The organism is Vibrio sp. 1167, from assembly GCF_033340375.1.
Taxonomy (GTDB): domain Bacteria; phylum Pseudomonadota; class Gammaproteobacteria; order Enterobacterales; family Vibrionaceae; genus Vibrio; species Vibrio alginolyticus.
Genome location: NZ_JAWOWK010000015.1, coordinates 14,500 through 30,232, shown reverse-complemented (window position 1 = coordinate 30,232; position 15,733 = coordinate 14,500). Strand labels below are relative to the sequence as shown.

Genomic DNA, 15,733 nt, shown 5'->3' with positions numbered 1-15,733 from the left:
TTATAGAGACTTAAGCGTACCTTTTGGTAGCACTGCAGTGATGAAGTCTTTCTTGATTACTACTTCATTGTTCGCGTTAAGCTCAATTGAAATGTAGTCATTGTCTTCAGCAATCTTAGTGATTTTACCCACTAGGCCACCGCTAGTTAAAACTTCGTCGCCTTTGCCCATAGAAGCCATTAGGTTTTTGTGTTCTTTTACGCGTTTCGCTTGTGGGCGGTAAATCATGAAGTAAAAGATCACTGCGAACATGCCAAGCATGATTAGCATTTCAAAACCACCGCCTGCTGGCGCGCCTTCTGCTGCTGCGTGAGCCTGAGAAATAAACATTAAAACATCCTCATTATATTTTATTGATAATCAAACAAATTGGGCTTTCGCATTTTAGATTCAAGTCTGAGAGTAACTAATAGAGATCGCTCTCTCAAAAATAACGTGCGTTAGCCTACTTTATTAGCAAAAGCCTCTGGCGACATGCCAAAGGCTTTAATTCTTTTAGTTTTTCAATTACTGCTCTTTTGCTAGTGGTGGCACTTCACGGCCACGACGCTCATAGAACTCAGTAACAAATTCATCGAAGCGATCTTCATCAATTGCTTTACGAATGCTTTCCATCAGACGCTGGTAGTAACGCAGGTTATGGATTGTATTCAAGCGAGCGCCTAAGATTTCATTACAACGCTCTAAATGGTGAAGGTACGACTTGCTGTAGTTTTGACAAGTGTAACAGTCACAATGCGGATCCAATGGTGTTGTATCCGTTTTATGTTTCGCATTACGGATCTTGATCACACCACCAGTCACAAATAAGTGACCATTACGTGCGTTACGCGTTGGCATTACACAGTCAAACATGTCGATACCACGACGAACACCTTCAACCAAGTCTTCTGGCTTACCTACGCCCATCAAGTAGCGAGGTTTGTCTTCAGGAAGTTGAGGACAAGTATGCTCAAGAATACGGTGCATGTCTTCTTTAGGCTCACCTACTGCCAAACCACCAACCGCGTAACCGTCAAAACCGATTTCCGTTAGACCTTTTACCGACACATCACGTAAATCTTCGTAAACACCACCTTGGACAATACCAAATAGGTTGTTCGGGTTTTCTAGCTTCTCGAAGTGGTCACGTGAACGCTGTGCCCAGCGTAATGACATTTCCATCGATTTCTTCGCTTCATCGTGTGTCGCTGGGTAAGGCGTACACTCGTCAAAAATCATAACGATGTCAGAGCCCAGGTCTTTTTGAATTTCCATCGACTTTTCTGCGTCCATGAAAATCTTGTCACCGTTTACTGGGTTACGAAAGTGAACACCCTCTTCAGTGATCGTACGCATCTTACCAAGGCTGAATACTTGGAAGCCGCCTGAATCAGTAAGAATAGGACCGTGCCAGTTCATAAAATCGTGCAGGTCACCGTGCATTTTCATCACTTCTTGACCAGGACGTAGCCACAGGTGGAAAGTATTACCTAGCAGAATTTCTGCACCAGTACCTTTTACTTCTTCTGGTGTCATACCTTTAACGGTACCGTAAGTACCTACTGGCATGAACGCAGGAGTTTGAACAGTGCCGCGTTCGAAAGTCAGTTGACCACGACGTGCATTGCCGTTTTTCTTCTTAAGATCGAATTTTAATTTCACGATGCCTCCGGGTGTCAGAGAAACAGTCTGACTGAGTGTTTAGGGCTCTACCCTACTTTAAGGAGCGGTCGCTTTTCCTTGCGAGAGACAAAGCAATGGATGCTTTATTTCCTAGCTTACTGCTAGCACTCGTAAATCTATTTTTAACTACGCCGTTTTCTTCTTGATGAACATTGAATCGCCATACGAGAAGAAACGGTATTTGTTTTCCACCGCATGTTTGTAAGCATTCATGGTGTTCTCGTATCCAGCAAATGCACTCACCAACATGATCAATGTTGATTCAGGCAAGTGGAAGTTGGTGATCAAGCAATCCACCAGCTGATATTCGTAACCAGGGAAAATAAAGATTTCAGTATCGCCAAAGAATGGGGCCAGCTCAGTCCCTTTTTGCAATGCGTCTTGCGCTGCACTTTCAAGTGAACGCACAGATGTGGTACCAACAGCAATAATTCGTCCGCCACGCGCTTTCGTCGCTTTAATTGCTTCGACGACTTCTTGTGGTACTTCTACGTACTCGGCATGCATGTGGTGATCGTTGATATTTTCCACTTTTACCGGCTGGAATGTACCCGCCCCAACGTGCAAAGTAACGTAAGCAAACTCTGCACCTTTCGCTTTGATTTTCTCCAAGAGAACATCATCAAAGTGAAGGCCCGCTGTCGGTGCCGCAACCGCACCTGGCTTTTGATTATATACCGTTTGGTAACGCTCTTTATCTGCATCTTCGTCTGGACGGTCGATGTAAGGAGGAAGCGGCATATGGCCGATTTCTTCCAGAATTTCTAGTACCGTCTTATCAGAACTAAATTTCAGTTCAAATAAAGCATCATGGCGTGCAACCATTTCTGCTGAATATTCATCATTCTCGCCAACAATAATGGTTGTACCTGGTTTTGGTGATTTAGAGCAACGAACGTGCGCGAGGATGCTTTTCTCATCCAACATGCGCTCCACCAGCACTTCTAATTTACCGCCCGATTCCTTGCGGCCAAAAAGACGAGCAGGAATAACACGAGTATTATTAAACACCACTAAGTCACCGGGTTGAACTTGGCCCAATACATCAGTAAATGTGCCATCAATGAGCTCTCCGGTATTGCCGTCCATTTGCAGCAGTCGGCTAGCGGTACGCTCTGGTTGAGGGTAGCGAGCGATGAGTTCATCTGGAAGGTCGAAATGGAAATCTGATACTTGCATGTTACTTGTCTTATCTATTGGTCAAATCACGTCTAGGCGACGATAAAATTGCGACGAGTTTTTCGCAGCAGACTAGTATATGTTTACATGCTGCAATAGCAAGCAAATCACCAGAATATAGCAGTAAAAGCCATGGTGAAGAGTGTAATAAAACGTGAAAAGCCTCGATTACTTGGCACTATTTTTAATTTGAGCCCCAAAGAGAGAACATGAAAAAAGCAAAGCAACGTATACCGCTGCTTATTAGTTTGGCATTCCAATCGCCCTATCAAACCTCACGCTTTCGCCACAAGAATAACGGCACGAATAAACCCAATAACAAAAACCCTAGACTGCCACCTTCATCATCTGAGCCTTTGAAATCACAGTTATTGGTCGCAATGCCATCGTGACACTCTTTATTGTCACCACTTTCATTGTTAGCACTTTTGATAAAATTCGGCGCAATGATGTAACGACTTGGTGGCGCATCGGCAGTGATGTAAGACTGTACCCAGTCGTAATAGTGGCTCACCTTGGTATAGAAACTTGGGATCGTCAAAGAGCCACACGTTGGTAGAATAAGGGGGCCGCCACTAACAATACCAATTTGTTTGCCGGTCGCCACATCGACCAACGGGCCACCACTGTCACCTTTACATGCAGAGTTGCCATATTGAGTATGGCTATCTGGCTCCAATACATGGTTTTGTGTTGGTAGCGTACAAATTTTGGTTTGGTTGTCTCTTGAATCAATGATCCCCGGAAAACTGCTGCCAATTTCTAAACGCTCATAACATTTGTCGATGGGTAAAAATGTGCTAATGGTGGTTTTGAGCGTATAAGAAGGTTCAGAAGCATCCGGCTGAGTAGCCCCCCATCCAAACACTTGCACATTTTCGACACGTTGATTGGTCAGGTAATTATCGTTCCAATCCGCCACCAAACGTGCTTCGATACTCTCCATGTCAACTTTACTCGCTAGGTCAGCAAAGCTCGCGTTTGCCACTGGGCGCGTGAGATACAGCAACGCGATGTCTGAATCTAAACCGGTTTGGATAGGTTTCACGTTGCCATTACTGTCGGTCTCAGCTTTTGAAATCCGGGTGTAATCCGGATGAACCACAACGTGAGACACCGGATAGAAGTTATCAAGCCCTGCAGAATTAAGTTCATACACATTCGCATTCACCGACAACTCACCCGGCGGGGTCACATAGTAGGTTGCTTCATTGGTTCCTTGTCCCATCACCACACAGTGCGCCGCAGTCAGTACCCATTGCTCTGTCAGCATCGTTCCCCCACACAGCGGAAACTCTGCCATATTACTTGCTCGCAAAGTAACGCGGTCAACAGGATCGGTTTGTTCATCTCCTAACACAATCGCCTGTGTTGATGGCACACTGAATGCCGCCACTGCCAGCGCAATAAGTTTGTTACACGTTGTTCGTTTCATCTAGGTTGCTGTCTTCAATTTGGTAAGCCTGGACGTATCTTCTTCGAGAGAAGAATCTTGGAAAATCCAGCGAATAAAAATGTGCGATTCAATTCATTGGATTACCTTGGGGACACATTCAATATCAACTAAAAATGCCAACTGACTCGCACACAAACCGACTTATTCAAATTAATAAAAACACCAATAAAACACAGATTACGCAGCCCATCAGCATTGTGCTATTTAATTGATGAAAAACGAGTTAGCTCCCAGATATACAGAAAAATATTCTCTATATTTAAGAGAAGGACAATGCCGCTGGAGGTCTCTATGATCAAGGTTGAAGACATGATGACTCGTAATCCTCATACCTTACTGCGCACGCACACCTTGCGTGATGCAAAAAGCATGATGGATGCGCTTGATATTCGACACATTCCGGTTGTTGATGCCAATAACCACTTACAAGGCTTGGTGACTCAACGCGACATTCTTGCTGCTCAAGAATCGAGCTTGCACCCAGATGAGGCTGAACAATCTTTTACTTTAGACACACCGCTCTACGAAATGATGCACACCAATATCATGACGGCAGAGCCTATCGCGGGGCTCAAAGAGAGCGCTATCTATATGCAAAAGCATAAAGTTGGCTGTCTACCTGTTGTCACCAAAGGTCGATTGGTCGGCATTATTACTGATAGTGACTTCGTGACGATTGCGATTAACTTATTGGAACTACAAGAAGAAGTGGAACCTGAAGAAATCGAGCAGGAAGAATAGTACGCAAGCGTATTCTCTTTGTTGTAAGTTTCGTTTTTACACCGGTTAAACGAAAAAAGAGCGGCAGGGTTGCCGCTCAAAATGCCATTACTGACGCTGATTAAGGAAGTGTTTCTCTGCCAATTAGAATTGGTCTTCTTCGGTCGAACCTGTCAATGCTGTCACTGAAGAGTTACCACCTTGGATAGTATTGGTCATTCTATCGAAGTAACCTGTACCTACTTCTTGTTGGTGCGCAACAAACGTATAACCTTTTTCAGCCGCTTGGAATTCAGGACGCTGAACTTTCTCAACATAATGACGCATACCTTCACCTTGAGCGTAAGCGTGTGCCAGTTCAAACATGTTGAACCACATGTTGTGAATGCCTGCTAGCGTGATGAATTGGTACTTGTAGCCCATGTCTGCAAGCTCTTGTTGGAACTTAGCAATGGTTTCTGCATCTAGGTTTTTCTCCCAGTTGAATGAAGGCGAGCAGTTGTATGCCAACAATTGATCTGGGTATTCAGCGTGAATTGCTTCTGCAAACTTACGTGCTTCTTCCAAACATGGCGTAGCCGTTTCACACCAAATCAAGTCTGCATATGGTGCGTAAGCCAGACCGCGAGAAATCGCTTGGTCGATACCCGCGCGAACGCGGTAGAAACCTTCTTGAGTGCGCTCACCTTCAATAAAGTCTTTATCATATGGGTCGCAATCTGAAGTAATGAGATCCGCCGCATTCGCATCAGTACGAGCAATAACTAATGTTGTTGTTCCCGCTACGTCAGCAGCCAAACGAGCTGCAACGAGCTTTTGTACAGCTTCTTGCGTAGGAACTAATACCTTACCACCCATATGACCACACTTTTTCACCGATGCTAACTGGTCTTCAAAGTGAACGCCCGCGGCACCGGCTTCGATCATCGATTTCATTAGTTCGTAAGCGTTAAGCACACCACCAAAGCCCGCTTCCGCATCCGCTACGATAGGTAGGAAGTAATCAATACCACCTTCATCTTCAGGCGTCTTACCAGCAGCCCACTGAATTTGGTCTGCACGACGGAATGAGTTGTTGATACGCTTTACTACTGACGGTACAGAATCTACTGGGTAAAGAGATTGGTCTGGATACATCGTCGAAGCGGTGTTGTTATCCGCCGCTACCTGCCAGCCTGACAGATAGATCGCTTCAATACCTGCCTTAGCTTGTTGAACGGCTTGACCACCCGTTAGCGCACCAAGACAGTTTACGTAACCTTTTTTCGCACTACCGTTGACCAGTGACCAAAGTTTGTCTGCACCACGTTGTGCAATTGTGTTTGCAGGCACCATAGAGCCACGCAGTTCCACCACTTCCTCGGCAGTGTAAGTACGCTTCACATTTTTCCAGCGTGGGTTAGTTGCCCAGTCTTTTTCCAGAGCTTCAATTTGTTGGCGGCGAGTTAAGTTAGTCATTGGTCTATCCCTCTTTATAATTTGCACTTTATGCGTGTGCGTTGAGTTTCCGTTCTCAGGCAGTACTTCCCTATCTGCCTTGAAAATCCTTCACGTTATTGGTGTTACAGTTATTCTTTATTAATCCAGGTGGTCATAACCAGGAACTGTCAAAAAGTTGGTCAGTTCATCGCTCGTCGTGAGCCTTGCCATTAAGTCTGCTGCTTCTTCAAATCGACCCGCATGGTAGCGCTGCTCGCCAATTTCTTGCTTCACGACTTCAATCTCCTCTTTGAGATAGAGCTCGAACAGCTCTTTAGTGACCTTTAATCCGTTGTCTAGCGACTTGCCGTGTTGAATCCATTGCCAGATAGAGGCGCGTGAGATTTCTGCCGTTGCTGCGTCTTCCATCAGTCCGTAAATCGGCACACAACCATTGCCAGAAATCCAAGCTTCGATGTATTGCAGCGCAACGCGAATATTGTGGCGCATTCCGCCTTCAGTGCGCTCGCCTTCACAAGGCTCAAGCAGTTCAGCTGCTGTAATAGGCGCATCCTCTGCACGGCTCACATCCAACTGGTTGGTGCGTTCACCCAGCACAGCACTAAAGACTTCCATAGCAGTGTCAGCCAAACCTGGATGAGCCACCCAAGTACCGTCGTGGCCGTTGTTAGCTTCTAACGATTTGTCAGTCTGGATCTTGTCTAATACTTTTTGATTCTCTTTCGGGTCTTTAGCTGGGATAAATGCGGCCATTCCTCCCATCGCGAAAGCACCTCGTTTATGGCAAGTACGTACCAATAATCGCGAGTAAGCGTTTAAGAATGGCTTGTCCATCGTTACCACTTGGCGATCTGGCAGTACTCGGTCTGAGTGTTTTTTCAATGTTTTGATGTAGCTAAAGATGTAATCCCAGCGACCACAGTTCAAACCAACGATGTGTTCTTTAAGCGAGAACAGAATCTCGTCCATTTCAAATACCGCTGGTAAGGTTTCAATCAGCACAGTCGCTTTGATCGTGCCTGTATCCAAACCGAAATAGTCTTCCGTGAAATGGAACACTTCGCTCCACCACTTCGCTTCGTGATGCGATTGCAGTTTTGGAAGGTAGAAATAAGGGCCGCTGCCTTTTTGAAGTAACGCTTTGTAGTTGTTATAGAAATACAGAGCGAAATCGAATAGCGCACCTGGAATGATCTGACCGTGCCACGTAACGTGTTTTTCTTTTAAATGAAGGCCGCGAACACGGCAGATCAACACCGCTGGGTCATCTTCCAGCTGATAATGTTTGCCATTGCCAGGATTGGTGTAACTGATGGTGCCATTAACAGCATCGCGCAAGTTAATTTGACCATCTAGCACTTTACTCCATGCAGGAGACATTGAATCTTCGAAGTCTGCCATGAACACTTTTACATTCGCATTCAGTGCGTTAATCACCATCTTGCGGTCAGTTGGTCCGGTAATCTCCACACGGCGATCTTGCAGATCTTGTGGGATTCCTAGGATCTTCCAACTTCCTTCACGGATGTCTTGTGTCTCTGGTAGAAAATCTGGTAGCTCACCAGCATCAATACGTGCTTGCTTCTCTTCTCTTGCTTCCAGCAACTGTTCAACACGTCCGGCAAATTTTTCACACAGTAGAGATAAAAAGGTTTGGGCTTCAACAGGGAAAATTGCTTGATGTTCTGGAGCAACGACTCCATTCACCTCAAGCATGCCTTGGGTTTGCTTTAGTTGTTGTGTTTTTTGTTCTGTCTGAGCAAGCATAATCATTCATCCTTAACGTGCTTTATCAATCTTGGGCAGTCAGCGTAAAGCTACATTTGTAAGTTATGAACAACAAATTACATCCTTTAACTTTGTGTTCAACTCGTCTAGCCATGCCGATAGATTGCGTAATGCTACGTGTATTTTCAATCTAGACATAAGTCGTATCGGCCTTTAAATAAGCTATATCAACAAGGGGTTTAGTGAAACCCCCAATATAAACAAAACAGAAAATTCAAAGTTTTATTCCGCAAGGTAAAAACCATCTATCAAGCGCCTTATTTTGTAAGTTATTACGTAATAAAATTACATTAAATTTAAAGTCGTTTTATCATTTCAAACAAGCGTATGAATATAGACTGGTAAACAAACACCTTGTATTCACAAGGGCTGAAGAGATGTATTTAAACAGGGGTCAAACAAGGTATGCAGGGCTTTGTGTAAAATTAACATTGTGAAATTTCACTATTTTATGAAAGCTTCATCAAAGAAGAGCTGTAAAATTTTACAAGTCAAAGTTTACCAACAGAATAAAATACTAGAAAGCGCACTGTTTCCAGTGCGCTTTTAGATAAATAATGGAGAAGTAAGGGCTAATACTAATAGCTAAAGCAGCTCTGAAACGACTTCTGCAAGTTGATTAAATGTTTTCGTTCTTGACGAGCTCGGACGCCAAACTAAGCCGATTTCGCGATAAGCTTGTTTACCAGGAGGATCGATCACGACTAAATTCTGGTTATGCAGCAAGCCATGGTCGATAGCCATTTGAGGAATGAACGTTGTTCCCAAACCATTCGCAACCATTTGCACCAGTGTATGGAGGCTGGTTGCCGTAAACGGATTGATTTTTTCTTTGTCTGTTAATTTACACGCTGATACCGCATGTTCCGTTAAGCAATGTTCTTTCTCTAGTAGAAAGACGGATTCGTCAGGTAAATCCGCGTAACGAATCGGCACAGGGACCGATTGGGCTTGATTAGCGCTTATAACCATTCGAAACGGATCCTTACCCACTACTCGGCTTTCCATCCCATCAATTTCGACTGGTAACGCTAAAATAAGCACATCCAGCTCACCATGTCTGAGCGCTTGAAGTAAGTTTGTCGTCGTGTCTTCTCTTAATAAAAGATTCAGTTGTGGAAAACGGTAGTTCACCTCTTGTACCAAATCACACAGTAAAAACGGAGCAATTGTTGGTATACATCCTACTTTTAGCTGGCCTTGCATATCGTCGCCTTGGCACATACGTCCAAGCTCGACCAAATCTTGCCCTTTTGCTAACAGCTCTCGCCCCTGCTTTACTACCATTTCTCCTGTTTGGGTAAAAACCAGTGGACTTTTCTTATCTTTCTTTTCATATAAGGGACAACCTATCAATTCCTCTAAGTTTTGAATACCCTTACTTAAAGTCGACTGACTGACAAAACAACGCTCTGCAGCGTCACTAAAATGTCTTGTTTCATGCAGTGTGACTAAATAGTGTAACTGCTTCAAACTGGGCCATTTATTCATAATTGTATTTGTATCTACCGCCGTTCCAGTGATCGAGTTAAGAGTTTTGTTATTATCGTTTTTTTCGATTAACTCAATCTATTTATTTCGCTTTTTTCAATACTACAATCTGTACTATAGTTTGTCTCGTACAAACACGAACCAAACCGACACAACTGAATTCGGTTTGGAGCTAACCATACTTTTTAGGAGCAAAAAAATGGTACTAGTAGGTCGTCAAGCCCCTGATTTTACTGCAGCAGCTGTTCTAGGTAACGGTGAAATCGTTGAAAACTTCAACTTTGCAGAGTTCACTAAAGGTAAGAAAGCAGTAGTATTCTTCTACCCACTAGATTTCACTTTCGTTTGCCCATCTGAGCTAATCGCATTCGACAACCGTCTAGCTGACTTCCAAGCTAAAGGTGTTGAAGTAATCGGTGTTTCTATCGATTCTCAGTTCTCTCACAACGCATGGCGTAACACTGCTATCGAAGATGGCGGTATCGGTCAAGTTAAGTACCCACTAGTTGCTGACGTTAAGCACGAAATCTGTAAAGCTTACGACGTTGAGCACCCAGAAGCAGGCGTTGCTTTCCGTGGTTCTTTCCTAATCGACGAAGAAGGCGTTGTACGTCACCAAGTAGTTAACGACCTACCACTAGGCCGTAACATCGACGAAATGCTACGCATGGTTGACGCTCTTAACTTCCACCAGAAGCACGGCGAAGTATGTCCTGCACAATGGGAAGAAGGTAAAGCAGGTATGGACGCATCTCCAAAAGGTGTTGCAGCGTTCCTATCTGAGCACGCAGCTGACCTAGGCAAAAAATAATAGACCTTCACCCTAGCTCAACGGGTGTGATGGTTGGATGTATATAAAGCAATAAGCTAATGCGGAAAACCGCAAACGCCAATCAGTCTAAGTAAAGTCCTATCAAAGCCCAGAGCCTCTGCTCTGGGCTTTCTTTTTCCTTCAGATAAACCGCCAAAATGAGGTAACGCTTTAGCGTAAACTTTACCTCTATTTATCATCTCCTCCATACAGATTCTGCTTACTGGCCCTGTTAATATCTTAGCCACAACACTTATTTGTAACGTTAGCAGGATGAATGAACGTGGTTACTCACCTAGAAGTCTGTATTGATAATATTGAATCTCTGCACTACGCCATTGCTGGCGGCGCCACTCGGATTGAACTTTGCTCCTCTTTGGCTTTAGGCGGACTAACACCCAGTTATGGTTTTATGCAGCAAGCGGCTAAGCTTTCGAGTGTTCCAGTTTATGCCATGATCCGCCCACGCCAAGGTGACTTCTTCTACAATGAAGAAGAGATCGAAATGATGCGTTGGGATATTGAAGCGGCTCACCAATCAGGCTTGAGCGGTGTCGTGTTCGGCGTGCTCACTCAAGACGGTGATATTCATATGCCTTACGCGGCTGCGCTGTGTGAATTTGCTCAAGCGCTTGGCTTAGGCGTGACCTTCCATCGTGCCTTTGACCAGTGTCGTGACGCTGAAAAAACTTTGGAAGAAGTGATCAGCTTAGGTTGTGAACGTATTTTAACCTCTGGTCTTGCGCCTTCAGCACCACAAGGGATCGATGTGCTTAGAGCTTTGGTTAAGCAAGCCCAAGGACGCATAGCAATCATGGCGGGGGCTGGCGTTAATGCGAGTAACGTACGTGCGTTAGTAGAAGACACTCAAGCTCCTGAAATCCATCTGTCAGGCAAAACCACACGCCCTAGCCAAATGACCTTTGTTGCTGAACAAAGCAAAATGGGCGCATCCGATGTCGATGATTTTTTAATCCCCATCACAAGTACACAAGCCATAACCGATGTCGTAGCAACTCTCAAATAGACCACCGTAACCTCACGCGCATAGCTTTTGAGTGCTAACATATTGTTTATCAAGGAGTGAGGAAAGGTGTATGTCTAAATTGAAGAAAAAGGAATACGAAAAGGAGCTCAAAAACCTTCAAGTTGAGCTCGTAAAACTTCAAGAGTGGGTCAAACACAAAGGGTTAAAAGTGGTTGTTCTGTTTGAAGGCCGTGATGCTGCGGGCAAAGGCGGAGTGATAAAGCGAATTACAGAAAAGCTAAACCCGCGTGTTTGTCGCGTAGTGGCTCTGCCTGCACCGACCGAAAAAGAAAAAACGCAATGGTACTTCCAACGTTACGTCGCTCATTTACCATCTGCTGGTGAAATCGTTTTATTTGACCGAAGTTGGTATAACCGAGCAGGTGTCGAAAAAGTCATGGGGTTCTGTACTCCAGACGAATACGAGGAGTTTTTACGCTCTTGCCCTGAATTCGAGAGAATGTTGCAACGCTCTGGGATTATTCTGATTAAGTATTGGTTTTCGGTTTCAGACGAAGAGCAGGAAAAACGTTTTCTAGGTCGAATTAATACGCCGATCAAACGTTGGAAATTCAGCCCAATGGATTTAGAGTCACGTCATCGCTGGGCGGAGTATTCGGAAGCAAAAGATAAGATGTTTGCCTATACAGACACGAAAAACTGCCCTTGGTGGGTCGTCCCTTCAGATGACAAAAAGAAAGCGCGCTTGAACTGTATCAGTCATTTACTAAGCCAGATTGATTACAAAGCACTTGAGTACTCACCCATCGAATTACCTGAACTCAATAAAGAAGGTTACGTCAGAGCGCCCATTGATGATCAGACCTTCGTTCCTGATAAATATTAACGTGCTTTCCTTCTCTCTAATAAATAGGCCAGCCTAAAAGCTGGTCTATTTGTTGAAGTCAGTTACTTCAGTACGTCATCAATACTTTGATCACCTAGGTGGCGTACATCTTTCCCTTTCACAAAGTAAATAATGTATTCACAGATGTTCTGGCAGCGGTCCCCCACGCGTTCAATCGCGCGTGCAGACCACATCACTTGCAGAATATTAGGGATATTTTTTGGATCTTCCATCATGTAAGTCATCAACTGACGAATCACCGCTTCATACTCGGCGTCTAGTTTGTCATCTTGTTTGTGCACCTCTGCTGCCGCTTCTACATCCATACGGGCAAACGCGTCTAAAACCTGATGCAGCATATTAATTGCCTGACGGCAGAGAGGCTCTAACGACACTTGGAATTGTCGTTCTTTTGATGATGGGCTTTCAATGGCAACGTAAGCAATACGTGTCGCCACGTCACCGATACGTTCTAAATCAGTGATCGTTTTGATGATAGCCATAATTAAGCGCAAGTCTTTTGCCGTTGGCTGACGCTTAGCAATAATGCGTGTACAGGCGTCATCGATCGAGACTTCCATCGCATTCACTTTATGATCGTCACGCACAACCTTACGCGCCAGTTCGATGTCTTCTTTATGCAAGGCTTGAATAGCATACGAAAGCTGCTGTTCTACCAAGCCCCCCATGGTTAATACATGAGTACGAATCGATTCTAGCTCTACGTTAAATTGTCCTGAAATATGACGTCCAAAGTGCATGATGTTCCTTATTCCGTATAGAGTCGCGACTTAACCGTAGCGACCCGTAATGTAATCTTCGGTCTGTTTCTTCATTGGCGAAGTGAAGATCGAATCCGCGTCAGAGTATTCAATTAACTTACCCATATGAATGAATGCAGTATGATCACTCACTCGCGCCGCTTGTTGCATATTATGGGTAACGATAACGACAGTATATTGAGTCTTCAGCTCATTGATAAGCTCTTCAATAGTTAAAGTTGAGATTGGATCCAACGCTGATGTCGGCTCGTCCAATAACAGGACTTCCGGCTCAATCGCCACCGCACGTGCAATGACCAAGCGCTGTTGCTGACCACCAGATAAGCCAAATGCGTTCTCATGCAAGCGGTCTTTTACCTCATCCCACAACGCCGCCGAGCGCAAGGATCGCTCCACTGCGTCATCTAAACTGCGGCTGTTTTTTACACCTTGTAAGCGTAAGCCATAAACTACGTTTTCATAAATAGACTTAGGAAATGGATTGGGTCTTTGAAACACCATCCCCACTCGGCGTCGAAGTGTCGCAACATCGACATTAGGATGATAAACATTCTTGCCGTGGAGACGCACTTTACCTGTGACTCGACACCCTTCCACTAAGTCGTTCATGCGATTGATGCAACGTAATAACGTCGACTTTCCACACCCTGAAGGACCGATAAAAGCGGTGACTCGCCCTTTGGGAATTCGCATCGAAATATCATGCAGCGCCTGAGTTTGACCATAGAACAGATTAAGGTTCTCGATTGAGATGGCTGTTTGTTCATCCGTTAAATTATGAACATCCAATGGTGGCTCATAACCTAATGTACTATCAAAATTAAACATACTTAATCTTGTCCTAACGTTCTGTATTTTTCTCGTAAATTATTGCGAATACTGATTGCTGTTAAGTTTAGCCCGACAATCACTGTCACGAGTAAGAAAGAGGTAGCATAAACTAATGGTCGCGCCGCTTCGATGTTGGAGGTTTGAAAGCCAACATCGTAAATGTGAAAACCTAAATGCATGAACTTTCTATCCAAATGCACATAAGGGAATTGTCCGTCAACCGGTAAACTGGATGCCAATTTCACGACCCCCACCAGCATCAGTGGCGCTACTTCGCCAGCTGCACGTGCAATCGCAAGGATCAAACCTGTGATAATAGCTGGCGTCGCCATAGGTAAAACCACACGCCATAGTGTTTCGAACTGAGTTGCACCAAGCGCCAGAGAACCATGTCGTACTGAGCTCGGAATACGAGTTAAACCTTCTTCAGTAGTCACAATCACAACTGGAAGCGTCAGCACGGCAAGAGTTAGTGCAGACCATAACAAACCCGGCGTACCAAAGGTTGGTGCCGGTAGCTTCTCCGCATAGAATACGTTGTCGATAGAGGCACCTATCGTATAAACGAAGAAGCCTAAACCAAACACGCCATAAACAATCGATGGAACACCCGCTAGGTTTATAACTGCAATACGAATCACTCTGGTTAGAGCGTTATTCTTAGCGTATTCATGTAGATAGATAGCGGCGATCACCCCAAGTGGCATCACAATGATCGACATAATGAGTACTAAGAAAACCGTACCAAATATCGCAGGGAACACGCCTCCTTCGGAGTTAGACTCTCTTGGATCTTCAGATAAAAACTTCCAAACCTGTTTTCCCCAATGCATGACTTTATCAGGCAGTGACATTTGGTTTGGATACCAGTAGTCCAAAATATCTTCGAGCGGAATCGATACTTGTGACCCCGTCATATCCTCGACAATCAAGGCATAGTCAGAGAGCTGAAGTCGTAAACCATCAAGTTGCAAATCTAACGTCGCAAGCGCTTTTTCTATCTGCTCTTTTTTCGTCTGATTTTCCTTTAAGAAGCTTTCTGTCAGCGTGTCATTCAATTCATGCTTGCGCTTTTCTAATCGCAACTGCTCTAGCTTCCAACCAAGCTCTTTAAGCTGATCGACCACCAAAGAATCAATCTCATGGCGCAGAGTTTCTGCATCATCAAGCTTTTTATTTAGTATCGATTGAATATCACTGGTGTATATATTATCGCCATCTTGAAACGCCACCAGCTTACCAAAGAAATAACCACCGCTACTGCGCTCTATCACCGCCCACTCTTTTGGCGTCGTGGGCTCATCCAACTGCATTTGCAATACGGAGATAAAATCGGCGGGATACAACTCTCGGTTAGCGATTTTGATGTTGAGTCGCGTGGCAAAATCTTCATCGTCTTCTAACTGTTGTGCTGCGCTTTCAGGCAAATAACTCTTCGGTACAAAGCTGCGCTCATACACTTGACCAATCAGAATAGTATTTTCATGTAGCACTTCACCTTGTACAGGAGTCAGCGCTGCAACATTCCACTGATACAAGGGCGCTGGCCAAAAGTAAGTCAGGCCTTTCCAGCCGATAAGGAGTAACAACCCTAATACCGACAACAAACTGATGCTGACTGCACCGCCTGTTAGCCATATCCACGGTGCGCCAGAACGAATCCAATTTAACACGTTATTACTCGCTCTTTATTCAA

At 44.6% G+C, this 15,733-nt stretch carries 13 protein-coding genes and 2 pseudogenes; 4 read left to right on the top strand and 11 right to left on the bottom strand.

Features of this window, described 5'->3' with window-relative positions; translation table 11 throughout:
* From yajC to R7Z78_RS21220, 4 genes are all read right to left on the bottom strand, one after another.
* Entirely contained in the window at positions 1-330 is a 330-nt protein-coding gene (yajC, locus tag R7Z78_RS21235; RefSeq protein WP_005381725.1) for a preprotein translocase subunit YajC, read from the bottom strand.
* A 177-nt stretch (positions 331-507) separates the two neighbouring features.
* Positions 508-1,644: a tRNA guanosine(34) transglycosylase Tgt gene (gene tgt / locus R7Z78_RS21230; protein ID WP_005381727.1), complete on the bottom strand. Its 1,137-nt coding sequence runs from the start codon at positions 1,642-1,644 to the stop codon at positions 508-510.
* A gap of 147 nt (positions 1,645-1,791) precedes the next feature.
* A complete protein-coding gene (gene queA / locus R7Z78_RS21225; RefSeq protein ID WP_005381728.1) occupies positions 1,792-2,844 on the bottom strand; it encodes a tRNA preQ1(34) S-adenosylmethionine ribosyltransferase-isomerase QueA in 1,053 nt (350 codons plus the stop codon).
* Between the two features lie 268 nt (positions 2,845-3,112).
* The gene (locus R7Z78_RS21220) at positions 3,113-4,279 is read right to left on the bottom strand and encodes a S1 family peptidase (protein ID WP_104975878.1); all 1,167 of its coding nucleotides are present in this window, start codon (positions 4,277-4,279) and stop codon (positions 3,113-3,115) included.
* 312 nt (positions 4,280-4,591) lie between these two features.
* Between R7Z78_RS21220 and R7Z78_RS21215 the strand changes: the two genes are divergently transcribed.
* Positions 4,592-5,041, top strand: a complete 450-nt coding sequence (locus R7Z78_RS21215; protein WP_017820562.1) for a CBS domain-containing protein — start codon at positions 4,592-4,594, stop codon at positions 5,039-5,041.
* 123 nt (positions 5,042-5,164) lie between these two features.
* On the opposite strand, the gene aceA is transcribed toward R7Z78_RS21215, so the two are convergent.
* The 3 genes from aceA to R7Z78_RS21200 all read right to left on the bottom strand — a co-directional run bounded on the left by aceA (position 5,165) and on the right by R7Z78_RS21200 (position 9,739).
* Positions 5,165-6,478, bottom strand: a complete 1,314-nt coding sequence (gene aceA / locus R7Z78_RS21210; RefSeq protein WP_005381733.1) for an isocitrate lyase — start codon at positions 6,476-6,478, stop codon at positions 5,165-5,167.
* A 120-nt stretch (positions 6,479-6,598) separates the two neighbouring features.
* Positions 6,599-8,227 carry a malate synthase A gene (aceB, locus tag R7Z78_RS21205; protein ID WP_169643944.1) on the bottom strand — a complete coding sequence of 543 codons (1,629 nt, stop codon included), beginning with the start codon at positions 8,225-8,227 and terminating at the stop codon, positions 6,599-6,601.
* Positions 8,228-8,833: 606 nt separating this feature from the next.
* On the bottom strand, positions 8,834-9,739 hold the full coding sequence (locus R7Z78_RS21200; RefSeq protein WP_005383681.1) for a hydrogen peroxide-inducible genes activator: 906 nt from the start codon (positions 9,737-9,739) through the stop codon (positions 8,834-8,836).
* Positions 9,740-9,938: 199 nt separating this feature from the next.
* Between R7Z78_RS21200 and R7Z78_RS21195 the strand changes: the two genes are divergently transcribed.
* The 3 genes from R7Z78_RS21195 (at position 9,939) to ppk2 (ending at position 12,424) form a co-directional block, all read left to right on the top strand.
* Complete coding sequence (locus R7Z78_RS21195; protein ID WP_005381738.1) at positions 9,939-10,550, top strand: peroxiredoxin C; 612 nt, start codon at positions 9,939-9,941, stop codon at positions 10,548-10,550.
* 283 nt (positions 10,551-10,833) lie between these two features.
* Positions 10,834-11,577, top strand: a complete 744-nt coding sequence (locus tag R7Z78_RS21190; RefSeq protein WP_104976042.1) for a copper homeostasis protein CutC — start codon at positions 10,834-10,836, stop codon at positions 11,575-11,577.
* A 70-nt stretch (positions 11,578-11,647) separates the two neighbouring features.
* Positions 11,648-12,424 carry a polyphosphate kinase 2 gene (gene ppk2, locus R7Z78_RS21185; protein WP_005381743.1) on the top strand — a complete coding sequence of 259 codons (777 nt, stop codon included), beginning with the start codon at positions 11,648-11,650 and terminating at the stop codon, positions 12,422-12,424.
* 62 nt (positions 12,425-12,486) lie between these two features.
* Here the strand turns inward: ppk2 and phoU are convergent, their stop codons facing one another.
* The 4 genes and pseudogenes from phoU to R7Z78_RS25050 all read right to left on the bottom strand — a co-directional run.
* The gene (gene phoU / locus R7Z78_RS21180) at positions 12,487-13,185 is read right to left on the bottom strand and encodes a phosphate signaling complex protein PhoU (protein WP_005381744.1); all 699 of its coding nucleotides are present in this window, start codon (positions 13,183-13,185) and stop codon (positions 12,487-12,489) included.
* Between the two features lie 30 nt (positions 13,186-13,215).
* Positions 13,216-14,034: a phosphate ABC transporter ATP-binding protein PstB gene (gene pstB / locus R7Z78_RS21175; protein WP_005381745.1), complete on the bottom strand. Its 819-nt coding sequence runs from the start codon at positions 14,032-14,034 to the stop codon at positions 13,216-13,218.
* A 2-nt stretch (positions 14,035-14,036) separates the two neighbouring features.
* Positions 14,037-15,413 (bottom strand): annotated as a pseudogene (gene pstA / locus R7Z78_RS21170) (phosphate ABC transporter permease PstA); the annotation flags it as partial.
* A 65-nt stretch (positions 15,414-15,478) separates the two neighbouring features.
* Positions 15,479-15,710 (bottom strand): annotated as a pseudogene (locus tag R7Z78_RS25050) (phosphate ABC transporter, permease protein PstA); the annotation flags it as partial.
* Positions 15,711-15,733: the final 23 nt, after the last annotated feature.

Coding starts and splice junctions, on each gene's coding strand:
- R7Z78_RS21220 (WP_104975878.1), bottom strand. CDS start 4,279: ATGAAACGAACAACGTGTAACAAACTTATTGCGCTGGCAGTGGCGGCA.
- phoU (WP_005381744.1), bottom strand. CDS start 13,185: ATGCACTTTGGACGTCATATTTCAGGACAATTTAACGTAGAGCTAGAA.
- R7Z78_RS21200 (WP_005383681.1), bottom strand. CDS start 9,739: ATGAATAAATGGCCCAGTTTGAAGCAGTTACACTATTTAGTCACACTG.
- aceB (WP_169643944.1), bottom strand. CDS start 8,227: ATGCTTGCTCAGACAGAACAAAAAACACAACAACTAAAGCAAACCCAA.
- yajC (WP_005381725.1), bottom strand. CDS start 330: ATGTTTATTTCTCAGGCTCACGCAGCAGCAGAAGGCGCGCCAGCAGGC.
- queA (WP_005381728.1), bottom strand. CDS start 2,844: ATGCAAGTATCAGATTTCCATTTCGACCTTCCAGATGAACTCATCGCT.
- ppk2 (WP_005381743.1), top strand. CDS start 11,648: ATGTCTAAATTGAAGAAAAAGGAATACGAAAAGGAGCTCAAAAACCTT.
- aceA (WP_005381733.1), bottom strand. CDS start 6,478: ATGACTAACTTAACTCGCCGCCAACAAATTGAAGCTCTGGAAAAAGAC.
- R7Z78_RS21215 (WP_017820562.1), top strand. CDS start 4,592: ATGATCAAGGTTGAAGACATGATGACTCGTAATCCTCATACCTTACTG.
- pstB (WP_005381745.1), bottom strand. CDS start 14,034: ATGTTTAATTTTGATAGTACATTAGGTTATGAGCCACCATTGGATGTT.
- R7Z78_RS21195 (WP_005381738.1), top strand. CDS start 9,939: ATGGTACTAGTAGGTCGTCAAGCCCCTGATTTTACTGCAGCAGCTGTT.